Origin of the sequence: Salegentibacter sediminis, assembly GCF_002078605.1 — a bacterium.
GTDB lineage: Bacteria > Bacteroidota > Bacteroidia > Flavobacteriales > Flavobacteriaceae > Salegentibacter > Salegentibacter sediminis.
In genome coordinates this window covers 636136-659358 of record NZ_MSJR01000001.1, presented here as the reverse complement: position 1 = coordinate 659358, position 23223 = coordinate 636136, and the positions used below count along the sequence as shown (strand labels likewise).

Below are 23223 nucleotides of genomic sequence, written 5' to 3'. Positions count from 1 at the left end.
GTTTAATTTGTTAAGCCTGTTTTTTTAAAAATCTGTGATAACAACAGGGAAGCAAAGGCGAAGCCCGCAATTATCAGGAATTGCTCTTCATTTAAAGCTACCAGGGATAGGGCCTCCTGCATAATAGGAATAAAATAGACTAACACCATTATAGCAATTGAAAACACCAGCGCAACCCAAACCCAGGGATTTTTCGTCACCTCATTTAGGAGGAAGGAAGTTTTTCGGCGGGGCAGATTAAAAACATTTAGCAATTGTGCTAAGACCAGGGTATAAAAGGCGATATTATTAACCTCAAGGGCAGGATAGCCTTTGCCCAAATGAGCATAGACCACAATTCCTATTACTGCTGCAGTAATACTAAGGCCATACAAGACAGTAGAGGTCCACAATTTGCGGGTGAGAATGGGTTCCTGCGGATCGCGGGGAGGCTGCTTCATGACCTGTGGATCACCCTTACCTACGCCCAGGGCCAGGGCTGGGAACACGTCTGTCACCAGGTTTAAAAACAGAATTTGCAGGGGTAATAGCGGTAAAGGCAAGTTGCTGAAGGATGCCAGTGCCACAGAAATTATCTCTGCAAGATTACAGGAAAGCAAAAAGACCACAAATTGCCTGATATTTTCAAAGATGGTTCGCCCCTGCCGGATAGCCAGTTCGGTCGAGGTAAATTTATCGTCCATCAGGATCACATCGGCTACTTCCTTGGCAGCCTCTGTTCCCCGAATACCCATCGCTATTCCAATATCTGCTTTTTTGAGAGCGGGAGCGTCATTAACTCCATCTCCAAGCATCCCCACTATCGCTTTATTTTTCTGATAAAATTCCACCAGATCAAGTTTTTGTTTTGGGACCATCCTGGCAAATATCCCGGCTTCCATGACGGTTTCTTTCTTTTCGGGAGAAAAGGTTTCAAATTCTTCCAGTTCCCGCCCCAAAATCACATTGGTTACAGGAGCATCTTTTTCGATTAAACCTATTTCCTCCCCTATCTTCCGCGCAGTATCGGGATGATCCCCTGTGATCATCACCACCCTAATCCCCGCATTTTTATAGGTTTCTATCGCCTGTTTAATATCTTTTCGCGGCGGATCCAGAAAACCAAGAACCCCCACAAAAACCAAATTCTTCAAGAGTTGTTCATTTTCTGGTTTTTCCTGAGATTCCCGGTAAGCAAAAGCCAACACCCTAATCCCTTCGGCAGCGATCTCAGCAGCTTTTTTTAACCAAAAATCCTTATCGGTGAAATCCTCTTTTCCATCTGGGGTTAAAATAAAATCACAATCCGGGAGTAAGGCTTCCAGGGCCCCTTTTACAGTGATGAGATAATGTTCTTCATAGGTATGGAGGGTGGCCATTTTCTTGATCTCTGCATCGAAGGGAATTTCAGCTATTCTGGAATATCTTTCCCGCATTTCCTGATAATTGAAGCCCTGCTCCGCAAGAAATTCAACAAGTGCGATTTCTACCGCATCCCCTTTTTGTTTTCCATCACGAAGGCTGCTATCGTTACAAAGCGCAGCAACTTCGATAATTTTTTGAAAGGCTTTCTCGTCTTTAAAGCTTTTTGCATTTATTTCTTCAACAGGATAATCTCCCGAAGAAAGCACCATATAGTGGATACTCATTTTATTTTCGGTAAGCGTGCCGGTTTTATCGGTGCAGATGATTCCTGTTTCTCCAAGAGTTTGTACAGCTTCCAGTTTTTTAATCACTACATTCCGCCGGGAGAGCCTCAACATTCCCCTGGCCAGTGCTATAGTTGCCACAATAGGAAGACCTTCTGGAATGGCAGCTACAGCCAGGGCGATCCCGGTTTTTATCATTAAGGTGAGGTCTTTACCCTGGAAAAATCCGGTTATTACAATTAATAAAGCGAGACCAAGGGTTAGCCAAATCAACCAATAACTAAGTTTTTTGAGCTTTTTTTCCAGCGGAGTTGTTTCTTTCTTAGCTTCGTGGGTGAGCTCACTAATCCTTCCGATTTCGGTTTTGGTGCCCGTGGCTACGATTATCGCTTTGGCTTTACCCCTGGCGGCAATAGTGCCCTTGTAAAGCATATTTCTACGGTCTGCAAGCGGAGTGTCTTCAGGGAGTTTCTCCTCAATTTTTTCAATTTGGTTACTTTCCCCGGTGAGAACGGCTTCTTTTACTGCAAAACTCCGGGATCCCAACACCCGGGCATCGCCAGGAATAACGTCTCCCGCCTCCAATTCAATAATATCGCCGGGCACCAATGACTTAGCCTTTATCTTTTCAGTCCTGGAGTCTCTAAGTACCGTGGCCACGGTTTGTACCATTTTTTGCAGGGCCTCTACCGATCTTATCGCCTGCCACTCCATAAAAAACCCGATGAGTGCCGTTATAAGAATCACAATTAACACGGCAAATCCCTCCAGCCACTCGCTAAATGCAAAGGCCAGTACCATTGCTCCCGCAAGAATATAAATTATAGGATCGAGGAATTGTTCAAAGAGAATTAACCAGATGTTTTTGGTTCTGGCATCACGTAATTTATTTTGCCCGTATTGTTTCAGGCGTTTCTGTGCTTCAGCTGCAGAAAGGCCTTTTTCAGGATCTACAGAAAATTCAGAAAGAATTTCCTGGTACGCTCTCGCATGGGGTTGTTTGGGCATTATACCTGCGTTTGATTAAAAATATTTAACCTCGGTCTCCTTCGGCTTTATTGATGTTTTCAATACCTTTCAGCAGCGCATCGGGATTAAAAGAAATACTATTTATGCCTTCTTTTACGAGGAATGCTGCATATTCAGGGAAATCGCTTGGCGCCTGCCCACAGAGTCCTATTTTCACACCAGCCTTATTGGCTTTCTTTATAGCTGTGGCGATCATCTCCCTGGCTGCCGCATCATTTTCATCAAAAACCCCGGCCATTACCTCTGAATCCCTGTCTACCCCAAGAGTAAGTTGGGTAAGGTCGTTTGAGCCAATCGAGAAACCGTCGAAAATTTCAGCAAACTCTTCTGCCAGAATCACATTAGAAGGAATTTCTACCATCATATAGATCTCGAGACCGTTCTCTCCCTGAACCAGTCCGAAATTTTTCATCAGTCCAACCACGTTTTTACCTTCCTCCAGGGTTCGGCAAAACGGAATCATCACCTTTACATTGGTGAGGCCCATTTCGTCCCTTAGCCTTTTAATAGCTTTACACTCTAATTCAAACCCGTCTTTATAAAAAGGATGGTAATAACGTGCTGCTCCCCGGAAGCCCAGCATCGGGTTTTCTTCCTCCGGTTCAAACTGTTTTCCGCCTATGAGATTTGCATATTCGTTACTTTTGAAATCACTCATTCTAACGATCACCTCTTTAGGATAAAAAGCCGCTGCCATAACTGCGAGCCCACGCGATAATTCCTCTACAAAGTAGTCTTTCTTATCTTTGTATTGCCAGGTGAGATCTTCAATGGTTTTTTTTGTTTTGGAATCGCTTATCTGGTCAAACTTCACCAGGGCCATTGGGTGTACCTTAATTAGATGAGTAATTATAAATTCCATGCGTAGCAGGCCTATTCCGTTATTGGGATAAAAAGAAAGTTGAAAAGCCCTGGCGGGATCGGAAAGGATTAGTTTAACCTCTGTATTAGGCAGATTTATTTTACCAAAATCTATTTCCTTCTTTTCGAATTTCAGTTTTCCCTTATAAACAAAACCGATTTTGCCTTCACAGGAAACAGTTATTTCCTGGCCGTCCTTAATGATTTCTGTAGCATTATTGGTTCCTACTACTGCAGGCACACCTAACTCCCGGGCTACAATAGCTGCGTGGCTGGTGCGACCTCCCCGGTCTGTAATTACTGCTGCCGATCTTTTAAGTAGCGGGTCCCAGTCTGGGCTGGTGGTTGAAGTTACCAGAATATCCCCGGGTTTTAATTTATGTGCTTCAGTTGGAGATTTAAGGTAGCGTGCAATCCCCGTAGCGATACTGGATCCTATGGCATTCCCGCTTACCAGCATTTCAGAATGCTCAGTAAGATGGTACTCCAAATGATATCTACCCTCTTTCTCTCTATGTACAGTTTCGGGGCGGGCCTGGGTAATATATAGTTGCCCGGTTTCACCATCCTTTGCCCATTCGACATCCATAGGACGGGAATAATGATCTTCGATCACCAGAATCCACTTAGAAAGCTGGATTACCTCCTCATCGCTTAGAACGTAGGAATCCTGTTTTTCAACAGTGGTATCCATAGTCACGGTAGAGGAATGCCCGTTGGATTCAGAATAAACCATGGTGAGCTCTTTTCTGCCCAGCTTTTTCTGAACGATGGGATTTTTATCTTTTTTAAGGGTGGGTTTAAAAACATCAAATTCATCTGGATTCACCAGCCCCTGCACTATAGTTTCTCCTAAGCCCCATACTCCCGATAAATGAATGAGATTTCGAAAACCCGATTCGGGTTCCAGGCTGAAGCCAATCCCAGAGCAGCCTGTATCTGATCGCACCATTTTTTGAACCCCCACCGATAGTGCAATATCGTGATGTACAAAACCGTGATCTTCGCGGTATTTTATAGCACGATCTGTATAGAGGGAGGCAAAACAATTTTTAACGGCCTTTAAAAGGGCTTCTTCGCCGGTAACATTTAAAAATGTATCGTGCTGGCCTGCAAAACTAGCATCAGGAAGATCTTCGGCTGTGGCGCTGCTTCTTACTGCTACCGGAATATTAAGCGTTTCGCCCAGTTCTTTATAGGCTTGCCTGATTTCATTGGCAAATGCGTCGGAAAACTCAGAAGATTTTATGATCTTTCTCGCTTCAGCTCCAATTTCGGGGAGGTTCTCAAAATGATCTTTATCGAGAGTCTTGATGAGATCTTTTAGTTTTTGGTCCAGGTTATTCTCCTTCAGAAAAGACCAAAAAGCGTCTGAGGTTGTCGCAAAACCATCGGGTACCAAAACGCCTTCAGAAGAAAGCTCATTAAACATTTCGCCCAGGGAGGCATTTTTACCTCCTACCTGTGGAAGATCGTCCAGAGATAAGTTGCTGAATTTCTTTATAAACTCCATCATAGTTAAGGATTTTAATATAATACCAGTTGATAGCCCATGTTCAACAGAAATATGCCCAAAAGGAAAAGAATAATATAAATTACCTGCACAAACCTTATGTTAAGGGTGGTTAGCCGGCGGGTTGTAGAATCGGGAAAAACAAAAAGTCCGAGGCCAATAAAAAGGGATATCCAACCCAGCGCTGTAATAATAATGCGCCAATCAGGCTCCCAGATATTATGGAAAAGAATATTTAAAAGTCCTAAAATAATCGCTGCAAAGGCGGCCAGAATCAGAAACTTTTGATCTTTGAGATCGTCAAAAATTTGTCTGATCCTTCGTGGATTGAAACTAAGGATAAAGAAAAAAATGAGCAGATACCAGCCCCAAAATTTGGCAAGAAAGACAGATGGTTCCATAACCTAAAACGCATTGGTTTAACCCAAATTTACCAGTAATAAGCCAGAATTAATATGACATTTGTCAGTACAGAATGGCTTAATTTGGGTATAACTCAGCCTTATTATAATCTACTTCCACTATTTCCAGCTCCAGCCAGGTAAAATCCCCTTCTGGCAGTTTCCAGGTAATTCGGCATTTATTAGGAATTTCATACCCGGAAAATTCTTTAAAACCAAGCATTTCAACTTTCCATGTTTCTTCCCTGGAATCCTGTTTTCCACCGTAAAAGCGTTTGGTTTGAAAAGAAAGCAACTTTCCTTCTTCAGAAAAATTGAAAATCCCTGACACTTTCTTTCCATTTATTTCTAATTCTGCCCGGGCAGCATTACCATCCATGGCCTCCCAGCTAATTTGCCTGCTTAAGGCGGCTGTGGGAAACCAACAGATCTCGGCGAGAAAGCGCTGCATAGCTCCGGCATCTATTTTATCATTATCATATTCATTTACGAGGGGAAACAGCGAAAACAACTTAATAAGCATTGCTCCCTGCCCGTTCATTAGCTTATCCCGGCCATCAAAATAAATGGGAGAACCAGTATTAACACGGGTGGTCCAGAGGAAAGACTGTGCTTTCACATTAAAATATTGCTTAGCCCGAAAGGGCATCCAATCCCCATCGGGTTTAATCTTCATTCTACCCTGCTGCCGAAGCCGAACAAAAGCAACTTCCGATTTAGCATTTACTCCTGAAATTCTTAACCATTTCCAGATTATTTCGGGGAGTTGAGCTCTGTCTTCCAGTTCTACGGTGGCCTCTGTTGAAGTTGTAGCCAATTGGACTAAGCGGGTCACTTCTTTTTCTGTCTTTTTCTGAAAATAAAAACTCCCCATGGCTGGAAGACTTATAAGTAAAATAATAAGGTTAAGAATACTACCATATTTGGCGTCTTGCCAAACTAGAATAATAAGACTTTGAGAAATTATTATAGCCGCAATGGCAAAAAACGGCCACCAGGATTTACCCTGAAGAAATAAGTATAGCACAAACAAAAAAAGAAGTGCACAAAACAACCATAAATATCCCAGGGGCCTGGAGATTTCCAAGGGAAGTTGTCGTAATTCAGCCAGACGGAATGCCTTGAGAAAACCCAACAGATGAATGAGGGCGTGAATAAGAAAAATTAAACCAACAAGAATTTTCATTTTTCAGGGATTACAGATTATAAATTTACCGGAATATAATTGGTTGAAAAATGATGAAAATCAGCAAATTAAATTCAGAAAAACTACTCCTGCACCGCTTATTTTCTCTAAGTGTTAGTCTTTTGTGAAAGTCTGAATACATTTTCGCACCAACGAAAAAATTCTATTATTTTTATTTACTATGAAAGACCACTACCTTATCCTTGCAGGATTAGGGCTAGCCACCCTGGTTATGGCCTGGCTCCCCTCTATTTCACGGAAAATCAAAATAAGCTCCCCAATTCTATTACTATTAATAGGTTTTTTACTTTTTTACATCGACATTCCATTGAGTTGGCCAGATCCCTTATGGAATGATCGTAACCTGATGTATTTTTCTGAAATGATCGTGATCATCTCCTTAATGGGGGCAGGATTAAAGATTGGCACCGAGTATAGCCTTAAAACCTGGAAACGCCCCCTCTTACTGGTTTTTGTCACCATGCCTCTCTGTATGCTCTCGGCTTATCTTCTGGGTAATCATTTTTTATTGCTAAGTGTTCCATCTTCTCTGCTACTGGCCGCGGTTCTGGCGCCAACAGATCCGGTGCTGGCGGCTGAGACCCAGTTAGACGACCCAAAACGGGAAAAAAAGTTCAGGGAGCGGGTGAGATTTTCCTTAACCGCTGAGGCAGGTTTAAACGACGGGATGGCTTTTCCATTTACCTATATGGCCCTGCTCGTAGCCCAGGCCGGCGGATGGGCTATGTTTGACTTCAGCGACTGGTTTTTGGATAAATTCCTATTAAAAATTATTATAGGTGTTATTTGCGGAATAGCCATAGGCAGGTTTATAGGTTTTCTTCTTGACAGGCTCCATGTGTGGACGAATATTAAAACTTTTGATGGATTCCTGGCATTATCGCTCACCATCTTTAGCTACGGAATAACAGAGCTTTTGCATGGTTATGGCTTTCTGGCCGTATTCTTTGCCGGACTTAGTTTAAGGTACTATGAAAAAATAAGTGGAGATTTTAAGAGGAAAATGCATGATTTTGTGCACGAAATCGAACGCTTATTACTGGTGGTATGGATCATTTTATTTGGAGGCTCGCTCATGAACGGAATGCTGGAATTAACCGACTGGAAAGGGATATTATTTGCTTTTGTATTTGTTTTGATCATACGCCCCCTTGCCGGCTTAATTGGACTTATTGGTATAAAGGAGTCTTTTAAAAGCAAACTGGCAATAAGTTTCCTGGGAATAAAAGGAATTGGTTCGGTCTTTTATCTTTCCTGGGCATTGGTACAATTTGAAGGTTTTGATAATAGGAATGAGCTGCATTCTATCACGGCGTATATTATCCTAATTTCAATAGTTATTCACGGCTTCACCGCTCCATCTATTATAAGCTATTTCAAAAAAGACAGGTTTGGAAATGATGTTGTAGATGAAGAAGAAAACGAAATCACAAAGGAATCAGAAAATTAATTCTATAAGGTAAGGGGTTATTAAAGCGGTAATAATTCCATTAAGGCACATCGCCATGCCACTGTAAACCCCTTGAAGTTTTCCTTCTTCAAAAGCTCTTGCGGTTCCAATTCCGTGGGCGGCGGTACCTAGGGCTGTGCCGATGGCGATTTTGCTTTTAATCCCTGATTTTTTCAGAATAAATGGCCCGAAGGCATTGCCAAATATTCCTACTGCAATGACGATTCCCGCAGTTATTTCCGGGATTCCATTCAAAAGCCTGGTTATTTCGATCGCAATTGGGGTGGTCACCGATTTTGCTGCAAGAGACCTGGTGATCACTTCAGGAGCTTTCAGTAATAAAAGAAAACCGATAACGCTAAGCACCCCGGTAATCCCTCCGGCGAGTACCGCCAGAATAAATATCTTTAAATTCTGCTTTACCTCTTCATACTTCTCATAAAAAAACACTCCTAAGGCTACCACAGATGGTCCCAGAAAGAAACTAACGTATTTTCCCCCCACATTGTAAGTTTCAAAGTCAATTCGGAAGATTAGCAGGAAACCAATTATTCCTGCAATAGCGATCAACACCGGATTTAACAATACATAATTCCACTTTTTCCTCAGTTTTACCGCAAGGAAATATGCGATTAATGTTATAAAAACCCCAAATACCGGAAGCTGAAAAAACTGCTGCATCATTTCCCAGATTTTTCGAGGATTTTAGCCGTAACATACAGCGTAAGGATACTGCTAAAAATCACAGCTACTGTTATGGGAAGCCAGAATTCAGCTATCAAATTAAAATGAACCATCAAGCCAACCCCATAAGGAATGAAGAAAACCACGAGGTATTTAATTAGTTTATCTGATGCAGGTTTCACATCTTCCAAATTTAGCAATTGTAATTTTAGAGCGATAAAGAGAAGTAGCATTCCCAGAATATTTCCCGCTACCGGAAGCTGGAAAAGCCAGGAGACAAATTCTCCCACAATTAAAAACCCAAAAATATAAAGAAGGCTCTTCAGCATAAAACAAGGTGCTTATTCATACATATCCTGAAGATCGGCATGATGCAAATCTGTGATAAAGCCGGCAATCATATCGGTGGTTTTTTCAAAGAATTGTCTGCCATTTTCGGCGGTGGCTTTTTTGGGATTCCCCACTCCGGTATCTTGGGTAACTTTAGTCCAGGCTCGTTGTGAAGTCGCCCAGCCTTCTTTTAGACCACGAATTTTAAAAGTTTTGGCGGCGCCATCTCCAGCCTCTTCCAGGGGAAGCACCAAATTTGGTTTTAAATGCATCACCGTGGCGGTTTCCAGTTCTCCTGCGTGATCACCGGGCTCCTCAAAATACTTTTTTGCATCTGAAAGTTGCCACCAATTAATAGCACAAATAAAAACATCGGGATATTCCAGGCTAAGTTCCCGAATCATCTGTTTGAAATTATTCCCGCCGTGAGCATTAAGAATAACCAGTTTATGAACTTTATGAGCATCAAGCACCTGTACCACATCTTTTAAAACTGCATACTGGGTAGAAGGACTCATATTCATACAAAGCTTAACATCCATCTGGCCGGTGTTTACACCAAAAGGAATAGTAGGCAAGACAATGGGCTTTGCATTTTGCTTCCAGGCTTTGGCAGCAGCTTCTATAGCATTGGATTCTCCTAAAATATTATCGGTAGCATAAGGGAGGTGGTAATTATGAGCTTCGGTAGCACCCCAGGGCAGGATGGCTACGGTATAATTCTCATCTTTAACCTGTTTCCAATTGGTTTCGGCTAATACGTAAGGCCTTATTTTATTGCTCATTGCTTCAGATTTTTAGATTTAGAATCTATAAAATTAAGGAAACCAAAAGGTTTCAGCCATCTGAAGCACAAGGAAATTTGAGAAAGCTAATTCAGGTTATTTTTCAGGTTTTTAGAATAATTACGCCACTTTTCAATACAATCCCGCATATCCTGAGGGATTTCGGTATCGAAGCTTAGTTCTTTTCCGGTTTCGGGATGAATAAAGCCAAGGGTTTTAGCGTGCAAAGCCTGGCGGGGAAGCACTTTAAAACAATTATCGACAAACTGCTTGTATTTTGAGAAGGTAGTCCCTTTAAGGATCTTATCTCCCCCGTAGCGCTCATCATTGAACAGCGTATGCCCAATGTGCTTCATATGAACGCGAATCTGGTGAGTACGACCAGTTTCAAGTTTACAGGAGACCAGGCTAACATAGCCAAAACGCTCCAAAACTTTGTAGTGAGTAACGGCCGGTTTTCCTTTAATTTCCTCTTCGCCTTCAAATACTGTATTCTGCAATCTGTTTTTCGGATGACGGCCAATATTACCTTCAATTTTACCTTCATCTTCTTCCACATTCCCCCATACCAGGGCAACATATTCCCGGTCGCTGGTTTTATCGAAAAATTGTTTAGATAGGTGAGTCATCGCATGTTCGGTCTTGGCTACGACCAACAGGCCACTGGTGTCTTTATCTATACGATGTACCAGACCCGGCCGTTCACTGCTGTTATTTGGCAGATTTTCAAAATGATACACCAGGGCGTTAATCAGGGTGCCGCTGTAATTGCCATGACCGGGGTGCACTACCATTCCAGCTGGTTTATTAATTACCAACAGGCTGTCATCCTCATACACAATATCGAGTGGAATATTCTCTGGAGTAAGCAGAAATTCATAAGGCGGGTGTTCGAACATCACCTGTACAATATCGCCTGCTTTCACTTTATAGTTTTGCTTAACCGGCTCGTCGTTAACATAAATGTTTCCGGTTTTAGCAGCTTTCTGAATTTTATTCCGGGTAGCATTTTCTATGAAATTCATCAGAAATTTATCCACCCGTAAAGGCTTCTGACCAACTTTCGCTACGAATTTGTGATGTTCATAGAGGGTTTCGTCCTGTTCTTCAAGCTCGTTGTTATCGTCTTCTTTCCTCATTAAAAATCCAGTTCTTCCGCGTTATCATCCTCTTCCTCTTCTTCACTTACCGAATAGCGGCCGGAACCGTCCCCTAAAATAAGATCTATTTTGGAGGTCTTCATCAATTCATCTCCCGCTTCTATTTTCTGACCCTCATGCCTTAGTTCCAGTACCGCATCTTTGGCGATATCTGGTTTATAGGTAACGTCTCCTATTTCAAACCCCAGCGAACGCAGGGTTGGTTCTACCTGGCGGCGGGTTTTCCTTATAAGATCGGGAATAACTACGGTTCTGTAACCCGAAGGATTAAGGGTTAAATATATTTTTCGGTCTTCTTTTACAAATTGTCCGGGTTCGGGAACCTGTTCGATCACTGAAAAGCGCGGGAAATCGGGATTAAAATTAGCAGAATCCAGGATCTCATACTGCAATTCCAGCGTCGCGAGGCGGTCGTCTACCTTATCAAGAGACATTTTGGAAAGATCGGGCACCTCGATGCGCTGATCTTGATTGGTAGAATAATCGAGCCATTTTAAGGCTAAAAAGGCGAGCACTATAAGAACAATTACAGCCAGTACCAACTGAATTAAAAAAGTTTTGCTAAAGATAAATTTAAATAATCCCATACATTTGTTTGTGAGCGACAAAGATATAAAACCCGTGCTTTTGGTTGCAGGCCTTATTAATGATATTTTTGTTTAACGGAAATAAACTCCAAAAATTGAAGATGAAGAAAAAAATCGCCATCGCAATGGGCGGGTATTCGAGCGAATATCACATTTCTATTAACAGTGGTAATATGGTTTATAAACATTTAAACCGGGAAATTTATGAACCTTACCGGGTACATATTTTACAGAACGGCTGGTCTGTGATAGATGAAAACGACAATCCCTACCCCATAAATAAGAATGACTTTACGGTTAAGATAGGCGAAAAGACCATAAGCTTTGATTGTGTTTTTAATACCATCCACGGTACTCCGGGTGAGAACGGTTTACTGCAGGCATACCTCGAATTAGTTGGAATTCCACAAACCACCTGTGGATATTACCAGGCCGCCCTCACTTTTAATAAAAGAGACCTGATAAGTGTTTTAAAAGCCTATAGAATTAAAGCCGCAACAAATTACTTTTTAAACAAAGATGAGAAAATTGATGTCAAGGCTATTATAGACCGTGTGGGCCTCCCCTGTTTTGTAAAAGCAAACCGCGCCGGAAGCAGCTTTGGCATCACCAAGGTTAAAAAAGAGGAAGATTTAATACCGGCTACCAAAACCGCATTTAAAGAAGACGATGAGATTATTATCGAATCTTTCCTGGGCGGCACCGAAGTTTCAGTGGGAGTGATTATGTGGAAAGGAAAAGTTCGGGCCCTTCCGGTTACCGAGATTATTTCTGAAAATGAATTCTTCGACTATGAAGCCAAATACCTGGGTAAATCACAGGAGATCACCCCGGCAAATATTTCAGAAGAGAAAACAAAAAAAGTCCAGGAGATTGCTAAACTAATCTACAAGAAACTAAAAATGAGAGGTTTTACCCGCTCAGAATTTATTTTTCATAATGGGGAGCCTCATTTTATTGAAATGAATACCACGCCCGGTCTGAGCCAGGCCAGTATTTTACCACAACAGGCAATGGCTGCCAATATAAACCTTACAGAGCTTTACGGAAGTGCCATTGAAGCGGCATTAAAGTAAATCAAATAACTATATTTACGAAGTTTCCTGTTTTACTGAAGAAAAATCAGTACAGCCGGAATTATAAAAAGGTTCTCCGCCGGAGTTTATCCCGACATTCGGGAGGGGCGGAAAAGACTAAATTAGTTTTCCGCCTTCACCGAAAAGACTAAATTTTGATATTATGAGAAAAGCTGTATTTCCGGGATCATTTGACCCCTTAACCCTGGGCCACACCGACGTTATCGACAGGGCTTTACCTTTATTTGAAGAAATAATTCTGGCTATAGGGACAAATTCTAACAAGAATTATATGTTTTCTCTGGAAGAAAGACTTCATTTTTTGGAGGAAACCTATAAAGATGTTCCCAAGGTTAAGGTGATGACCTATAAAGGCCTAACCGTAGATTTTTGTAAAGAGCAGGGCGCCGATTTTCTTTTGCGAGGACTTAGAAGCGTTCAGGACCTGGAGTTTGAAAAAGCGATTGGTCAGACCAATTATAAGATGGCCGGTATTGATACCGTATTTCTCATCTGTTCTTCCGGGCACAGTCATATCTCTTCTACGGTGGTACGTGATGTAATTAGACACGGCGGAGACTATGAATTCATGGTGCCCAGTGTTGTTAGAAAAAAAGATTAAAAGAGGTAATTTAATTGAACTCCCCCATAGTAATTTCGCGGGTTCCCTGGATAATAATATCTTGGAGCAGCGCCTCCAAATCCTACGGCATTGGTTAGAATACTGGCAGCATAGTGTTCATCAAAGACATTATTAATCCCGGCATAAAAATTCACCCCAAGATCCCTCAAAATATTAAAGTTCCAGGAAGCCTTTAGGTTTACCAACTGATAATTTTCTGAATAACCAGAATTGGCATCATCCAAAGGAATTTCACCAACCGTACTGTACCCTGCAAAGAGATCAAGTCCCAAATCACTTTCAAGATTCAGGCCCAGGTTAAGCGTAGATTTTGGCACACCTGGCAATTCGTTTCCTGAAAAATCCTGATCGTTATTTACGAAGTCTTCAAATTCAAAAAAGTTAAAAGCTGCATTGAAATATGGTTTTGCAGAAATCCCGGGTGCCAGGTTCCAATTATAGTTTACAAGAAATTCAAGTCCGTTATGAATGGTTTTTCCTGCATTGAGCCCAACATAACGATCTTCGGCCACGCGCTGGGCCACCAGAAGATCTTCTATCCTAATGGAATAGGCCGAGAATTCGGTATAAAGATGATTTTCTAACCAGTTTCCTTTAAAGCCCAGCTCATAGTTAATCCCGGTTTCAGGCTGAAGATCGGTGTTAATAAGTCCTTCGGGAGTTAAGGTTTCGGCCACAGTCGGTGTAGAAAAACCGTGACTTATGGTGCCATAAAGATTTTTCCCGGTACTAATTTCGTAGGTGCTTCCAATGCGGGGGGAAAAGATGAGGTCGAAACGATAATCCCCCGATTGATCTACTTCATCCTGAACGTAAAGATCGTTAAGGCTATATTGCGTAGAATTGACATTGAAGCCCGCTGTCAACTTCCATTTTTCGGAAACTTCCAAATTCATTTGCCCAAAAAAATTAATATAGTTCCGGTCCTGTTCATTCCCACTAAGGCGTTGCCCCAATACGCTTCCCTGGTCTTCAAATTCCCGAAACAAATTCTCAAAAATAGAAGTGTTGTACCATTCGTTATAATATTCGGCACCAAAACTTATCTGGGAAGGCAAATTGAACGCCAGTATATCAAGATTAAACCTGGTACGGGCTCCGGCAGAAACCCGTTCTTCTTTCAGGATATCAAAGAATCGTGGTTCATAAGCATCCCTAAAACTCAAATATATGCTGGTATTATTGCTAAAATTTTCAGAAAACTTATGCAGGTAGGAAGCTCCCAACATTCCGCGGTCATACGACTCGAAGCCCCGTGCCGCTTCCCAGTTGGCATTGGCAATTTGTGGATTGTTCAAAAAATCATTTTTATTCAACGAGCTTGGAATATAGGCCTTAAGTTTTGTGAAATTGGCTAGCAGGGAAAGACTATTATCTTCAGAAGTTTGCAGCCTTGCATTAATTAAAGCAGACTGGCGATCGTACTCGCCATTATCGCGATAACCATCACTGGTTAAATTAGTGAAATTGGCGTGGATAGCGGTGTTCGAAGTGGCATGCATTGCTCTCACCACATTTTTCCTGGTATTAAAACTTCCAATCTGCGATTTTATTGAAGCTTCGGTCTTCGGTTTTTTTGGCAGGGCTGAAAAAAGATTAACCGAGCCACCGAGTCCGGCGCCATAAATACTGGAAGTAGGCCCTTTTATCACCTCAATGCGGTCCAGGCTTTCGGGGTCGATATCATCTAAGGTAAGTTCTCCTTCAGCCGTGGTAAGGGGGATACCGTCAAAATATGACTGAATTCGATTAGTGCTGTATTGCGAGCGGGCACCGATACCGCGAATATTAATTTTATTGGTATTAAGTGCACCCTGATTTACGAACATTCCCGGCACATTATTAAATTTTTCCACAAGATTGGTATTATCACCGCGCTTGAGATCTCTCGAAGAAACAAGGCTCACAGGTGCAGGTAATTCCTGCAACCTGGCAGGAATTGCGGTGCTGGTAATAATCACCTCTGAGAGATTTTCCAGTAAGGGGTTGAGATAGAAAACCCCGGGATGATCAGGGTTAAGGATATCAATGTCAAGGTTTTCGAACCCTGCCGCTGTTATATTGAGCCTGGCCGGAAAATCCACAATGCTTATTTCGAAATTCCCTGCTTCATCAGATAAGACTACGCTTCCTGTGGCAGTATTCTCAATTCGAGCCTTTAAAACTGGTGCTGCAGAAGCAGCATTTATAACTTTTCCCTCAAAATTCTGGCCTATAACCTGCTCTGTACCAATTAAAACCAGAAGGAGCAATAATAAATTTTTCAATAGTTTTATATTTAACAATTTCCGAATAATAATTTTATAATGTAAAAATACCTTATTGCCACTAGGCACACAAGCTGAAAAAGATTAATAATGCACAAAGGGTTTTGCTACTAAGGGCCTTTTAACTAAGTTTATGGCAAAATATTTTGGTTTTTTTATGAAAAAACTCATCACTATATTTCTTGGGGCTTTTTTACTGATTTCCTGTGATTTCGAAAAATACCGATTGGTAAATGATTTTGATTTTTTAACAAAATTCGAGAAATCTGAAGGCAAAGAAACTGGCCCCTATGCCGAAGTTATAGAATTCTACCAGGAGCTCGCCGATGCATCTCCGAATGTAAGTCTGGAAAAAATTGGTATTACCGATAGTGGCGAACCACTCCACCTTGCCATCTACAGTCAAAACGAAAATTTCAATTTTGATGATTTAAGGGAGGAAAACGGGATAATTTTAATCAACAACGGGATCCATCCCGGGGAGAGCGATGGTATTGATGCCACTATGATGTTGTTTCGTGATTTAGCCGGTGATTCCATTCCAACCCCTAAAAACACTGTTATCGCCACCATTCCCATCTACAATGTTGGCGGAGCTCTTAACCGCAATTCCACCACGCGAACCAACCAAAATGGGCCCGAAGAATATGGATTTAGAGGCAACGCCCGAAATTATGACCTAAATCGGGATTTTATTAAGGCCGATACCCGTAACACCCGGAGTTTTTATGAAATCTTCCATAAGGTACAACCCGATGTTTTTATAGACAACCACGTGAGTAACGGGGCCGATTATCAATATACACTAACCCATTTATTCACCCAACACAACAAACTTGGTGGCGAGCTGGGCGAATATTTAAATAAGAAAATGATGCCCGCGATAGAAGACTCCCTGCAGAACAAAAACTGGGAGATGACACCATATGTAAACGTTTTTAACCAGGTTCCCGAGGAAGGATTTCCTCAATTTCTCGACAAACCAAGATACTCCACTGGCTACACAACTTTATTCAATACCCTGGGAATGATGATGGAAACTCATATGCTGAAACCCTATAAAAAAAGGGTTCACGGCACCTATCAATTTCTGACTTCTGTTATTAATTTCACCGATACTGAAAAGGAAACCATCAAAGATCTTCGGGACAGAGCCAGGAGGAAATACCTCACCGATCGCTGGTATCCAATCAATTTCAAACCCGATATGGAAAACCCGAGTAAAAGGAGTTTTAAAGGTTTTGAGGCTGAAACGGTTCAAAGTGAAGTCACCGGAGGGCAAAGATTAAAATATAACCGGGACAAGCCCTTTACCGAGGAGATTGATTATTATGATAATTTTGTTGCTCAAGACCGGATAGAAATCCCAAGGGCCTACATCATTCCGCAGGGCTGGTGGAATGTCACCGAACTTCTCGAACTTAACAACATTGTTTTAGAACCTTTGCCGCAGGATACCATTATTCTTGTAGAAAGTTACAGAATTAAAGATTTTGAAACTACAAGCAAGGCTTACGAAGGCCATTATTTGCATAAGAACACCCAGGTGAGCACCAGGATAGATTCAATTCAATTCAGAAAAGGAGATTTTTATGTAAAAACGTTTCAGGACGGTGCCAGGTATTTATTAGAGACTTTGGAACCAACCGCGCCTGACTCCTTCTTCAACTGGAATTTCTTCGATCCCATCCTTCAGAAAAAAGAAGGCTTCTCGGGCTATGTATTTGAAGACACAGCCAAAGCTATGTTGGAAGAAAACCCAGAGCTAAAAGAAGAGTTTGAGGAGAAAAAAAGCAACGAACCGGAATTCGCGAATAATTCCTATTCCCAGTTAAGCTGGTTGCACCAAAGATCTAAGCATTATGAGGAGGCCCATTTACGCTACCCTGTTTTTAGAGTTCCCCGATAAGTATTTCTTCGGAAAAAGTTCTCTTATATTAGCATAGGATTTTTTGAGGGCTTTGCGGGACTTTTCAAGGTTTTTCCATTTTGCTTTTTCAATCCCCTCTTTTTCCTCCGGAATAAGTTCGCCGGTATAATCTGAATACATTTCATACCAGTGGGTTACTTTTAATCTAAATCTACCTTTTCTTTTAAAAACATGGTAAGTTTTGGCTAAAAACCCGGTAAGCTTTAGGTTTTTCACCCCGGTTTCTTCTTCGGTTTCTCTTATTGCTGAAGCTGCAATATCCTCACCTTTTTCGGTTTTTCCTTTTGGCAGGTCCCAGCGTTTATTGCGGTAAATAAATAAGATTTCATTTTTATCATTGAAAACCATCCCACCGCCAGCGGTTACTACCGGAAGTTTTTTATACAAATGTTTCAAAAGCTTCTCTTCCTTTTCGTGATAAAGGTTCACAAAAAGCAACTCCCCTTTATTAATTTGTTTAATGATACGCTTGAGTTTCACCTTTTTAATGGGATAAGAGGTGTATTTTTCGCCAAAATCTTTTTTAGTAGAAAGGATTATTGGAACATCATTGACAAAAACTTTATACATTTGTATTATGATTTTGAATAAAGAAACAGCAATCAAAACTGCTGAACTACTCCTGCAAATTAAAGCAATAAAATTAGAACCACAAGCTCCATTCACGTGGGCCAGTGGCTGGAAATCGCCAATTTATTGTGACAATAGGATTGTTTTATCCTATCCGCCAATCAGAAACTACATCAGGGAACACTTTGCCCGCCAAACCGAGGAACTCTATGGCAAACCAGACGTTATAGCCGCAGTTGCTACCGGAGCCATAGGTATCGGGATGTTGGTTGCCGAGTATTTGAGCCTTCCTTTTATCTATGTTAGACCAGAGCCTAAAAGTCATGGTCGTAAAAACCAAATTGAAGGCGCATTGGAAGAAGGGCAGAATGTAGTGGTGATAGAAGATCTTATAAGTACCGGAAAGAGCAGTTTAAATGCAGTAAAAGCCCTTAAGGAAGCCGGTGCCAATGTTAAAGGAATGCTTGCCATCTTCACCTACGGATTTAGCACTGCCGAAGATAATTTTAAACATGCAGAAGTGGAGTTACATACCTTAAGCAATTACGATTACTTACTGGAAACCGCACAACGCACAAATTACATAAACGCTTCGGAAGCCGAAACCCTTAAGGATTGGCGGCAGGACCCTAGCAACTGGAAAAAATAAACATGCATTTAGAAAGTAAAAAAGTTACTACCGGAAAGAATCAGCAGGAAATGTTTGAATTTTTAACCAATGTTGAAAATTACGAGCAATTAATGCCTGAAAGCACAGAGAAGTTTGAGGTAAAGGCTCACGACCGGTTTTTATTTGGTTTAAAGGGAATGCCCGAAATACAGCTGGAGATCAAAGAAACCAAAGAACCCGAATTAGTGGTTTTAGGATCAACTTCAGATAAGTTCAATTTTGCTCTAAATATACATATTGAACAGGAAGGCGAACAGCAAAGTCTCATTTTCATGGATTTTGAGGGGAAGTTTAATGCGATGATGGCGATGATGGTAAAAGGCCCGCTTCAAAAATTTATTAATACGCTATCTGAAAACGCTGGCAAACTTTAAGTAAGTTAGCTATTTCAGAATATATTCAACCCTGGAAACTTTCCGGGGTTTTATTTTTTAATACATGAGCCTAAGTTCCTTGAGATCAAAAGTTTTAAAAACCGAATTTTCGATCTCCACATTGAGTCTGCCCGCAGTGGTTACCCCCCGAATGATTCCTGTGAGAAAAGAATTATCAGGATATTGAAATGTGGAAACCACATCTTTCCTAAACATTCTTTCGGCGTATTCCTCCAGCACCCGACTTTGATTGGTAGAAGAAATGGACTGCAAGTCCTTTTCGATGGAGGTCAGGATTCCATCCAGCACCTCCTCCAATTCAAAGGTTCTCCCGGTGAGCATTTTTAAGGAGGCCGCCTGGGGTAAACCAGGAAAATCCACCTGGTTTACATTAAGCCCAACACCAATCACCGAGGCTGAAATCTGGTTGTTTTTCAAAATATTCTCGATAAGGATTCCACCCACTTTAAAATTCCCTGACATTATGTCGTTTGGCCATTTCACCTTTAGGTTTGGAATATTAAATATTTCCAGGGCCTTCACTACAGCCACTGAAACCCCTGCGCTAAATAAAAACTGTCGGTCCACCTCCACCTCTATCTTTGGATACAGAATGCTAAAGGTTAGATTCTGCCCCGGGTTTGCCATCCACCCCGACCCCCGCTGTCCACGCCCACTGGTTTGATTTTGTGCCAGCACGCAGCAAGGATCAAAATTAGAATTCCCACGATAGAGTTCCCGGGCAAAATCGTTGGTAGAATTGATGGCATTAACTTTGATTATACGCATAGGTGATTAAGAAGTCGTAAAGGAGTTAAATCTTGTGTTAACAGGCTCTAAAAAAGCTCAAAAAGTAATAACTTTGCGAAAATAAAAAATTTTAATGGTAAAAAAGGAAACGAACAGCGATCAACTTATTGCACATATAATTAAAGGGATAGAAGAGGTAAAAGGAAATGACATTGAAATTCTAGACCTTAGAGAAATTGAAAATACAGTTTGTGATTATTTTATCATCTGCAATGGTACTTCAAACACGCAGGTAAACGCCATAGTCAACTCTATCCAAAAAACGGTAAGTAAAGCCCTTAAAGACAAACCCTGGCATATTGAAGGCAGCGAAAACGCCGAGTGGGTTTTAATGGATTATGTGAATGTAGTAGTACACGTTTTCCAAAAACACATCAGGGAATTTTACGACATTGAAAGCCTCTGGGGTGATGCAAAGATCACCTCTATCGAGACTAATTACTAAACTTATAAGACCTACCAGGTATGGCGAAAGAACAACCCAAGAAAAATATCGATCCCAAGAAACCAAAATTCAGCGCATACTGGATCTATGCAGCGATAATCTTAGTATTTTTAGGAATTAATTTCTTCAGTGGCGGCGGTTTTAATGAACCGGCCAAGACCAACCCTGCAGAATTTCAAACTTTCCTAAGAAACGGTGATGTAGAAAAAGTAGTCATCATCAATAAAAACCAGGCCCAGGTATTCCTTACCGAAGAAGCCAAGCAAAAAGAAGTTCATAAAAAAGCCCAGGACCCGGAAATCTTTGCCACTGGTGAAACTCCGGCCTATACTTTCCAGTTTGGGGATCTTCAGAATTTCGAGAATAGTATCTCTGAAATTAAAAATGAAGAAAATCTGGACACTGTGGTCACTTACGACACGCAAAGCAATGTATGGGGAGAGATCTTCATAACCCTACTGCCATTTGTACTTATAATTGGGATTTGGATCTTTATTATGAGAAGAATGAGCAGTGGTGGCGGTGGCGGTGCCGGAGGCCAGATCTTCAATATAGGAAAATCCAAGGCTAAGCTTTTCGACCAGAATACCGATGTAAAAACCTCTTTCAAAGATGTTGCCGGTCTTGAAGGCGCCAAGGAGGAAGTACAGGAAATTGTAGATTTCCTTAAACAACCTGAAAAATATACTTCCCTGGGAGGTAAAATTCCAAAGGGAGCCTTACTTGTAGGCCCTCCGGGAACCGGTAAAACGCTATTGGCAAAAGCCGTTGCTGGTGAAGCCAAGGTGCCATTTTTCTCCCTGTCAGGTTCAGATTTTGTAGAGATGTTTGTGGGGGTCGGAGCCTCAAGAGTAAGAGACCTTTTCAAACAGGCTAAAGAGAAATCTCCTTCTATTATCTTTATTGATGAGATTGATGCTATTGGCCGTGCACGGGGAAAAAGTAATTTTTCTGGCTCTAATGACGAGCGCGAAAACACCCTGAACCAATTACTTACTGAAATGGATGGTTTTGGCACCAATACCAATGTTATTGTAGTAGCTGCCACTAACCGGGCCGACGTACTGGATAAGGCCTTAATGCGTGCTGGTCGTTTTGATCGACAGATATATGTAGACCTGCCTGACCTCAATGAGAGAAAAGAGATATTTGAGGTTCACCTTAAGCCATTGAAAAAAGTGGCAGATGAACTTGATACTGAATTCCTTGCCAAACAAACTCCAGGCTTCAGCGGAGCAGATATCGCTAACGTATGTAATGAGGCTGCCCTTATTGCAGCCCGTAAAGGCAACAAAGCCGTTGGTAAACAGGATTTTCTTGATGCCGTAGACCGAATTGTTGGCGGGCTTGAAAAGAAAAATAAGATTATTACCCCAGAAGAGAAAAAGGCTATCGCCTTTCACGAAGCGGGTCACGCTACAGTTAGCTGGATGTTGGAACATGCGGCTCCCCTGGTAAAAGTAACCATTGTTCCCCGGGGACAATCGCTGGGTGCTGCCTGGTATCTTCCGGAAGAGAGGTTAATTGTTAGACCTGAGCAAATGCTTGATGAAATGTGTGCCGCTCTTGGTGGCCGCGCAGCCGAGAAGGTAATTTTTGACAATATTTCCACCGGGGCTCTAAGCGATCTTGAAAAAGTAACCAAGCAAGCCAAAGCCATGGTTACTATTTATGGATTAAACGAAGCGGTAGGTAATCTTACCTATTATGATTCATCGGGGCAGAGTGAATATAACTTCACCAAGCCTTATAGTGAAAAGACCTCAGAACTGATAGACAAAGAGATATCAAATCTTATTGAAGCCCAGTATAAACGAGCCATAAAGCTTCTCACGGAGAACAAAGACAAGCTCACTCAACTTGCTGATATCCTATTGGATAAGGAGGTTATTTTCAAGGACGACCTTGAGAAAATATTCGGTGCCCGGCCCTTTCAAAAGGATAAACACCTTGCTGAGGCAGAACAGGCAAAGAAAGAAGCTAAAAAGAGATCCCAAACTGAAGAATCTCCCAAAAATTCGGAAAAATCTTCTGAAGAGGGATCAAGCGAAACCGAATCTGAAGTTTCAGAAAACGATTCCGTTAATAAATAGTTTATAACCAAAGTTTAAAAAATCTTATTTTAATGTAAGTTAAAGTAAGATTTTTTACCTTTGGTTAAAATGAGCTTTAGAACCACACCCAAAACTCTATGAGTCTATTTAGAAGATTCCTTAACCCTAAATCTAAATCAGACAAAAAACAGGAATCCCCTGAAAATGCTGATCGGGGCAAATACATGCCGGAAGTGAAACTTCCAACCGATGAGCGATTTATGCTTAACTTCAAAAATAATGGAGGAAAATTCCTTTATTGCGAAGATGAATCGGAGATCAGGGAAGCTTTTGATAATATTTTACTGGAGAACGATTGGTATGAAAAGGAGTGTTGTTGTTTTGACCCCAATCTTAAGGATAGATTTAAGGGTTTCAACCTTGAGTTCACTAAATCGGGTACAGCAGCCTTCTATCTTTCTACCTGCGAATTTTTAGTGGCCAATGATGGTTCTATTTTAATTTCTTCAAATCAAATCAAAGAGTGTAAACTTCATGAATTACCCGCCAATTTTGTGATTATTTCTTCTACCAGCCAGCTGGTAGACACTATTGGTGAGGGGCTTAGAGGTATTAAATCGCGTAATAAGCAGAGCATCCCCTCTAATATCACCACGATTAAAAACTTCGAAACACAAAAAGAAGGTGATTTCATGAGTTACGGAAGTAGCACGAAAAACCTATATTTGCTCCTGCTGGAAGATCTATAA

21 protein-coding genes are annotated in these 23223 nt (G+C 41.4%); 9 read left to right on the top strand and 12 right to left on the bottom strand.

The window, feature by feature from the left end; all coding sequences use genetic code 11:
- Nucleotides 1–2: 2 nt before the first annotated feature.
- The 4 genes from BUW93_RS03150 to BUW93_RS03135 form a co-directional block, all read right to left on the bottom strand.
- Complete coding sequence (locus tag BUW93_RS03150) at nucleotides 3–2636, bottom strand: cation-translocating P-type ATPase (protein WP_081209095.1); 2634 nt, start codon at nucleotides 2634–2636, stop codon at nucleotides 3–5.
- A gap of 25 nt (nucleotides 2637–2661) precedes the next feature.
- The gene (gene ppsA / locus BUW93_RS03145; protein ID WP_081209093.1) at nucleotides 2662–5034 is read right to left on the bottom strand and encodes a phosphoenolpyruvate synthase; all 2373 of its coding nucleotides are present in this window, start codon (nucleotides 5032–5034) and stop codon (nucleotides 2662–2664) included.
- Nucleotides 5035–5045: 11 nt separating this feature from the next.
- Nucleotides 5046–5432: a hypothetical protein gene (locus BUW93_RS03140; protein WP_081209091.1), complete on the bottom strand. Its 387-nt coding sequence runs from the start codon at nucleotides 5430–5432 to the stop codon at nucleotides 5046–5048.
- A 79-nt stretch (nucleotides 5433–5511) separates the two neighbouring features.
- On the bottom strand, nucleotides 5512–6618 hold the full coding sequence (locus BUW93_RS03135; protein WP_081209089.1) for a DUF6544 family protein: 1107 nt from the start codon (nucleotides 6616–6618) through the stop codon (nucleotides 5512–5514).
- A gap of 181 nt (nucleotides 6619–6799) precedes the next feature.
- Here BUW93_RS03135 and BUW93_RS03130 point away from each other — a divergent pair, with 181 nt between their 5' ends.
- The gene (locus tag BUW93_RS03130; RefSeq protein WP_081209087.1) at nucleotides 6800–8089 is read left to right on the top strand and encodes a cation:proton antiporter; all 1290 of its coding nucleotides are present in this window, start codon (nucleotides 6800–6802) and stop codon (nucleotides 8087–8089) included.
- Here BUW93_RS03130 and BUW93_RS03125 read toward each other — a convergent pair.
- From BUW93_RS03125 to BUW93_RS03105, 5 genes are all read right to left on the bottom strand, one after another.
- A complete protein-coding gene (locus tag BUW93_RS03125; RefSeq protein ID WP_232778299.1) occupies nucleotides 8078–8773 on the bottom strand; it encodes an LrgB family protein in 696 nt (231 codons plus the stop codon). The genes BUW93_RS03130 and BUW93_RS03125 overlap by 12 nt on opposite strands.
- On the bottom strand, nucleotides 8770–9102 hold the full coding sequence (locus BUW93_RS03120; RefSeq protein ID WP_081209085.1) for a CidA/LrgA family protein: 333 nt from the start codon (nucleotides 9100–9102) through the stop codon (nucleotides 8770–8772). Before BUW93_RS03120 ends, BUW93_RS03125 begins: the two co-directional genes overlap by 4 nt.
- Nucleotides 9103–9114: 12 nt before the next feature.
- Complete coding sequence (locus tag BUW93_RS03115) at nucleotides 9115–9888, bottom strand: creatininase family protein (protein ID WP_081209083.1); 774 nt, start codon at nucleotides 9886–9888, stop codon at nucleotides 9115–9117.
- Nucleotides 9889–9974: 86 nt separating this feature from the next.
- Nucleotides 9975–11027 carry an RluA family pseudouridine synthase gene (locus BUW93_RS03110; RefSeq protein WP_081209081.1) on the bottom strand — a complete coding sequence of 351 codons (1053 nt, stop codon included), beginning with the start codon at nucleotides 11025–11027 and terminating at the stop codon, nucleotides 9975–9977.
- Nucleotides 11027–11635 (bottom strand): PASTA domain-containing protein, encoded by a 609-nt coding sequence (locus tag BUW93_RS03105; RefSeq protein WP_081209079.1) that lies wholly within the window; start codon nucleotides 11633–11635, stop codon nucleotides 11027–11029. The genes BUW93_RS03110 and BUW93_RS03105 overlap by 1 nt, the downstream gene beginning before the upstream one ends.
- Nucleotides 11636–11736: 101 nt before the next feature.
- Here BUW93_RS03105 and BUW93_RS03100 point away from each other — a divergent pair, with 101 nt between their 5' ends.
- Together BUW93_RS03100 and coaD are read left to right on the top strand one after the other, a co-directional pair.
- A complete protein-coding gene (locus BUW93_RS03100; protein ID WP_081209501.1) occupies nucleotides 11737–12711 on the top strand; it encodes a D-alanine--D-alanine ligase in 975 nt (324 codons plus the stop codon).
- Nucleotides 12712–12874: 163 nt separating this feature from the next.
- Nucleotides 12875–13333: a pantetheine-phosphate adenylyltransferase gene (gene coaD, locus BUW93_RS03095; protein WP_081209077.1), complete on the top strand. Its 459-nt coding sequence runs from the start codon at nucleotides 12875–12877 to the stop codon at nucleotides 13331–13333.
- On the opposite strand, the gene BUW93_RS03090 is transcribed toward coaD, so the two are convergent.
- Nucleotides 13330–15621, bottom strand: a complete 2292-nt coding sequence (locus BUW93_RS03090) for a TonB-dependent receptor family protein (protein WP_110688262.1) — start codon at nucleotides 15619–15621, stop codon at nucleotides 13330–13332. The two genes, coaD and BUW93_RS03090, sit on opposite strands and share 4 nt — an antisense overlap.
- Nucleotides 15622–15778: 157 nt before the next feature.
- Here BUW93_RS03090 and BUW93_RS03085 point away from each other — a divergent pair, with 157 nt between their 5' ends.
- The gene (locus BUW93_RS03085; protein ID WP_081209497.1) at nucleotides 15779–17530 is read left to right on the top strand and encodes a M14 family metallopeptidase; all 1752 of its coding nucleotides are present in this window, start codon (nucleotides 15779–15781) and stop codon (nucleotides 17528–17530) included.
- On the opposite strand, the gene BUW93_RS03080 is transcribed toward BUW93_RS03085, so the two are convergent.
- A complete protein-coding gene (locus BUW93_RS03080; protein ID WP_081209075.1) occupies nucleotides 17498–18121 on the bottom strand; it encodes an NUDIX hydrolase in 624 nt (207 codons plus the stop codon). The two genes, BUW93_RS03085 and BUW93_RS03080, sit on opposite strands and share 33 nt — an antisense overlap.
- A gap of 7 nt (nucleotides 18122–18128) precedes the next feature.
- Here BUW93_RS03080 and pyrE point away from each other — a divergent pair, with 7 nt between their 5' ends.
- Together pyrE and BUW93_RS03070 are read left to right on the top strand one after the other, a co-directional pair.
- Entirely contained in the window at nucleotides 18129–18770 is a 642-nt protein-coding gene (gene pyrE / locus BUW93_RS03075; protein WP_081209073.1) for an orotate phosphoribosyltransferase, read from the top strand.
- A 2-nt stretch (nucleotides 18771–18772) separates the two neighbouring features.
- A complete protein-coding gene (locus tag BUW93_RS03070) occupies nucleotides 18773–19165 on the top strand; it encodes an SRPBCC family protein (RefSeq protein WP_081209071.1) in 393 nt (130 codons plus the stop codon).
- Nucleotides 19166–19222: 57 nt separating this feature from the next.
- Here the strand turns inward: BUW93_RS03070 and BUW93_RS03065 are convergent, their stop codons facing one another.
- A complete protein-coding gene (locus BUW93_RS03065; protein WP_081209069.1) occupies nucleotides 19223–19954 on the bottom strand; it encodes a biotin--[acetyl-CoA-carboxylase] ligase in 732 nt (243 codons plus the stop codon).
- A 94-nt stretch (nucleotides 19955–20048) separates the two neighbouring features.
- On the opposite strand from BUW93_RS03065, the gene rsfS reads away from it, so the two are divergent.
- From rsfS to BUW93_RS03050, 3 genes are all read left to right on the top strand, one after another.
- Entirely contained in the window at nucleotides 20049–20420 is a 372-nt protein-coding gene (gene rsfS, locus BUW93_RS03060) for a ribosome silencing factor (protein ID WP_081209067.1), read from the top strand.
- Nucleotides 20421–20440: 20 nt separating this feature from the next.
- Nucleotides 20441–22513, top strand: coding sequence for an ATP-dependent zinc metalloprotease FtsH (gene ftsH / locus BUW93_RS03055; RefSeq protein ID WP_081209065.1), 2073 nt, complete (start codon nucleotides 20441–20443; stop codon nucleotides 22511–22513).
- A gap of 98 nt (nucleotides 22514–22611) precedes the next feature.
- Entirely contained in the window at nucleotides 22612–23223 is a 612-nt protein-coding gene (locus BUW93_RS03050) for an LUD domain-containing protein (RefSeq protein ID WP_081209063.1), read from the top strand.